Annotated in this window: 3 protein-coding genes and 1 pseudogene; all 4 read right to left on the reverse strand. The window is 76.4% G+C overall.

Going from position 1 to position 4,695, the window contains the following annotated elements:
- Positions 1 to 1,092 (reverse strand): annotated as a pseudogene (locus BU197_RS13730) (hypothetical protein); the annotation flags it as partial.
- A 41-nt stretch (positions 1,093 to 1,133) separates the two neighbouring features.
- The gene (locus tag BU197_RS13735) at positions 1,134 to 2,465 is read right to left on the reverse strand and encodes a vWA domain-containing protein (RefSeq protein ID WP_188268540.1); all 1,332 of its coding nucleotides are present in this window, start codon (positions 2,463 to 2,465) and stop codon (positions 1,134 to 1,136) included.
- 50 nt (positions 2,466 to 2,515) lie between these two features.
- The gene (locus BU197_RS13740; protein WP_188268541.1) at positions 2,516 to 3,784 is read right to left on the reverse strand and encodes a PP2C family serine/threonine-protein phosphatase; all 1,269 of its coding nucleotides are present in this window, start codon (positions 3,782 to 3,784) and stop codon (positions 2,516 to 2,518) included.
- 2 nt (positions 3,785 to 3,786) lie between these two features.
- Positions 3,787 to 4,695: tetratricopeptide repeat protein (locus BU197_RS13745; protein WP_188268542.1), on the reverse strand; the 909-nt coding region annotated here is incomplete at its 5' end.

Consider the following 4,695-nt stretch of genomic DNA (forward strand, 5'->3'; position numbering starts at 1 on the left):
CTGGGCCGGGGCGCCGGGCGGCGCGGCCTGACCCTGGAGGTAGGCCGGGGGCTGCTGTCCGGGCGGACCCGGGGGCTGCTGCCGGGCCTGGTGGTGGGTCGGCTCGGCGCCGAGCGGCTCGGCCGGCCGGTTCACCTGCGAGGGCCGCGAACCGTGGTAGCCGAACGGGTCCTCCTGCTGCCCCTGCGGGGGCGGCGGCGAGGACTGGAAGCCCGGCGGCAGGTTCAGACCGGGCGGCGGACCCGGCTGCCGGGGCGGTCCGGGGTCGCCGACCGGGGCGGGGTTGCCGCGCGGGAGGTTGTGCGGGGCGAGCGGGGTGTACGAGGTGGCCGTCCGGGTCAAGTAGTTCCAGCGGCACTCCTCGCAGAACGGCGCCATGTGCTCACGCGGGGTGCGGCACTGCGGGCACAGCTCCGCCTGCGCGGTCGCGTTCGGATCCCCACCGGAGCCGAAGCCGCCGGGGGCCGAACCACCGTGACCGGGACCACCGGAGCCGAAGGCGTCGGGACCGGGGGCGCCGGAGCCGAAGCCGTCCGGGCGGGGGCCACCGGGACCCGGACCACCGGGACCCGGGCCGCCAGGGGCACGGGAGCCGAAGCCGTCGGGCCCGAAACCGCCCGGACCGCCGGGGCCAGGGCCGCGAGATCCGTAGCCGTCGGGGCCACCGGGGCCGTGGCCGTCGGGGCCGTGGCCGCCGGGACCCGGGCCGCCCGCACCGCCGGGACCCGGGCCGCCGGGAGCGAAGCCGCCGGATACGGGCCGGGGGCCGCCGGGGCCGGGAGGCGTGCCCGGTCCGGGGTAGCCGTAGCCGCCCGGAGTGCCGGTGCGGTCGGGCGTACCGGAGCGGTCGGACGGACCGGGACCGGGGACGGGCGGAGGTCCGCCGGGGCCGGGGGGCGCACCGGGGCCCGGGTAGCCGTAGCCGCCCGGGGCGTCGGGCGCGTCGGGGCCCGGGTAGCCGTAGGCGGGGGGCGGCGGCGGGGGAGGCGGCGGTACGGCACCCGTCGGCGCACCCGCCCCGGCCATGCGATGGCCGCAGACCTCGCACCAGTCGTCGGAGACCGACTGGTGTCCGTTCGGGCAGGTCGGCATGTCGGTGCTTCCCCCTCTCGTCGTCCGGCCCGGTGGCCGGGCTACCTCTTGACGCGAACGGTCTTGGTGGAGCGCGTTTCGAGTGTCATCTCGTCCGCTTCCGCGACCTTCGCCTTCAAACGCACAGTACCGGTCGACGCGTCGACCACGTCGACCACCTTCGAAAGCAATTTCGCTGTGTCCGCGTTGCCGGAGGCCGCCGCGAGCTGCACGGCACGGCCCAGTTTCGCCGTCGCTCCGTCGCGATCCCCCGATTTGCGGGCATCGAGTCCCTGCTGGATGACATGCGCCAGTTCGGCCTGGCCCGTGTAGTGCGCGACCTGCGGATTGATCGAGGTCGACATCGCCGGGTCGTCCGTCCACACCGCCCGTACGAGCCCCTGGGAGAGCGGGCGGGGCTCGCCGCCCAGCGGGTCGGGCGCGATCAGGGAGACCCGGGCCGCCAGCATCTCCCGCCCGACCGCCGCGTGCGGCACCCGGACGCTGACGTGGTAGTCGCGGGACTCGTCGCCCCAGGAGCCCGTCGGATAGTCCCCGGCGCGCGGACCGGCCTCGGCGCGCCGCCCCGTCAGGTCCTCGACGGTCGGCGCGACCTGCTTCACGAAGCCGATCTCCGCCCCCACCGGGGTCCACAGACGCAGGACCACATCGGCGACGCCCTTGTCCATCGCGCGCTCCATCATCGCGGTGAAGTCGGCGGCGAGGGCGGCCGGATCGGCGACGATGTCGGCGGTGCCGAGCAGCGCCGAGGCGATCCCGGTGACCTCCTTGACCTCCCAGTCGGTGCCCACTCCGCGCGCGTCGCAGGTGAACCGCCCCGCGCAGGCGTCGAGCGCGTCCCGCAGATCCTGCGGTGCCTCGTGCTCGTTGCGCCCGTCGGTCAGCAGGATGCCGTGCCGGATCGTCAGCTCGGCGGAGGAGAGCAGCCGGTCCGCGAGCCGCAGCCAGGTGCCGATCGCGGTGCCGCCGCCCGCGCTCAGCCCGCGCAGCGCCTCCTTGGCCTCGGCCCGGGTGCGGGCGTCGGCGACGGCCAGACCGCCGTTCCCCGGGTAGACCTCCGTCGCCCGGTGCGTCCCGGCGACCACGGCGAACGCGGTGCCGTCGCGCAGGGTGTCGACGGCGGCGGCGGTGGCCTCGCGCGCGCCCCGCATCTTGGTGGCCGGGTAGTCCATCGAGCCGGAGCAGTCGACCATGACGACGACTCCGGCCGTGCCCGCGCCCCCGGAGCCGTACAGGAACTGTCCGGTGGTGCCGCCTCCGGTGGCGGTGACCGTCACGATCGCGTTGACGTCCCGGCCGCCCTCCGGCAGGAACTCGTTCTGGTAGACGTCCACGGAGAACTGCGGCACGGTCGACTTGGAGAAGTTCGCCATCTGTTACGGCTCCTCGGGCAACGGTTTCGGTGACGGGGACCGGTGGCCGCTCAGGCCGACCCTGCCCCGGGGGTGACGGCGAACGGCACGAGCGCGACCGTGATGTTGTCGTGGCCGCCGCCGTCCAGGGCGTGCCCGACGAGCACCCGGGCACCGTGCAGCGGCCGGTCCGCCGCGTCGACGGGGACGGCACGCGCCATCTCCTCGGCGCCCTCGGCGTAGTTCCACAGCCCGTCCGTGCAGACCACGACCACCCCGGACCGGTCGGGTTTGAATGCGGCCGTGTGCGGCTCCAGTTCGTAGGCGTCGGCGCCCAGCCAGCCGGTGATCGCGTGGGCGCGCTCGTCCGCGTACGCCTCCGCCTGGCTCATCAGCCCCGCCGCGACCATCTGCGCGGCCCACGAGTCGTCCTCGGTGAGCCGGGCGGCCGGGGCCGACCGGTCGTCCGGCACCCAGTAGGCGCGGCTGTCGCCGATCCAGCCCACCACGAGCAGCCCGCCGGCGACGACGGAACCCACGATGGTGCAGGCCGGGGCGTTGCGGTGCCGCTGCGGTTCGGTCTCCGCGCCCTCCTGGCCCGCCGCCTCCGCGAGGGAGTCGACGGCCGCCGCCGCCACCACGATCGCCTCGTGCATCGCCTGCTGCGGATGGGTGCCCCGGGGCAGCGCCGCGAGCAGCGAGGCCCCGGCCGCCCGAGCGGCGGCGGCGGAGGCCTCGTCGGGCCGGGTCGCCGAGGACACGCCGTCGCAGACGATCGCGAGGACGGCGGGGGAGCCGTCCGGCAGGGTCGTCGTGGAGACGGCGAACGCGTCCTCGTTACGGTGATGGCGCAGCCCCCGGTCGCTGACGGCGGCGACCCCGCCCAGCTCCCGTTCCATGTGGTCGCGCTCCCGGGGCCGCGCGTGCCCGCAGTTCTCGCAGTAGCCGTCGGCGTCCACCCGCCCGGCCCGGCAGGCCGCGCACAGGGTGGCCGGGCTCGCCGGGGCGGGCGCCGGGTCCGCCCGTACCGCCGTGCGCGGATCGGGTGCGGCCGGTTCGCCGCCCGCCGGCGCCCCCCCGGGCAGCTCCCGGCCGCCCGAGTCGGTGCCCGGCAGATCGCCCGGGTGCTGGGTGGCGGTCGACAGGGAACCCGGGTCGCGGGACGGGGCGTCCGGCCAGGCCACCGGGGCGCCGATGGCCAGGGTGGGGCGGTCGGGCTCCGGCCCGGCCGCCACCAGGTCGTATCCGCACGCCCCGCAGAACCGGTCGCCCGCCTCCAAGGGCTCCGCGCACCCGGGGCAGGTCGTCAGTCCATGCGACGGCTTCGGCTTCTGGGACATCCTCACACCCACGTCCTGGGGCGGAAACGGTTGGCCCGCTCCACCAGTTCGATCCTTTCCTCGCCCCGCTGGGCCAGCCGGGCCAGCACCCGGTACGAGCGTTCCAGGCCGAAGCGCAGGCCGCGCTCGTCCAGCTCGCTCCCGAGCAGCAGCGCGCCGCCGCCCGGCTGCGCACCGGGACTCCCGGAGAGTACCCAGTCCAGGGCCGTTCCGAGGACCTCCGTCGACAGCCGCTCCCTGCGCACCGCGTCCAGACCGAAGCCCTGGAGCGCGGAGACCTGCGCGGCGGAGGCCGTCAGATCGGGGGCGAGCGGCTCCGTCGGCGGACGGCTCCGCAGCCGCGCCCGCACGCTCGCCACCCGGGCCGCCGTGTAGTGGATCGACGCCTCCGGTACGGATTCGAGCGCCGCCACGGCCCCGGCGCGGTCGCCCGCCGCGAGCCGCACCCGGGCGAGTCCGAAGGCCGCGCTGACGAAACTGGGATCGGCCGCCCACACGAGCCGGTAGTACTCGGCCGCGTTGTCCAGCTGCCCCAGCACCTCGGCGCAGATTCCCAGGGCCAGCTTCGGCGCGGGCTCGCCGGGGAAGGCGTCGTACACCGCGTCGAAGGCGAGCGCCGCGTGCCGGTGATCCCCCGTCACCAGCGAGGTCACCCCCCGGTACCAGACGATCCGCCAGTCGTCCGGGGCCCGCTCCTCAAGCGCCGCCAGCGTCCGTACGGCCGACGACAGGTCGTCCAGCTCCAGCTGGGCCCGCAGGGAGCGCAGCCACAGCTCGGCCGAGGGCACGGGCGCCGCCCGCAGCGCGGCGAGCAGCTCCCCGGGGGCGGCCGCCGCGAGACCGGCGAGCAGACCGGCGTTGGGGTCGCCCGTGTCGACGTGCGGCACGGGCAGCGCGAGCGCGATCGCGGG

Source organism: Streptomyces sp. CBMA291 (assembly GCF_014596525.1).
In the GTDB taxonomy this organism is placed as follows: Bacteria; Actinomycetota; Actinomycetes; order Streptomycetales; family Streptomycetaceae; genus Streptomyces.

Coding starts and splice junctions, on each gene's coding strand:
- BU197_RS13735 (WP_188268540.1), bottom strand. CDS start 2,465: ATGGCGAACTTCTCCAAGTCGACCGTGCCGCAGTTCTCCGTGGACGTC.
- BU197_RS13740 (WP_188268541.1), bottom strand. CDS start 3,784: ATGTCCCAGAAGCCGAAGCCGTCGCATGGACTGACGACCTGCCCCGGG.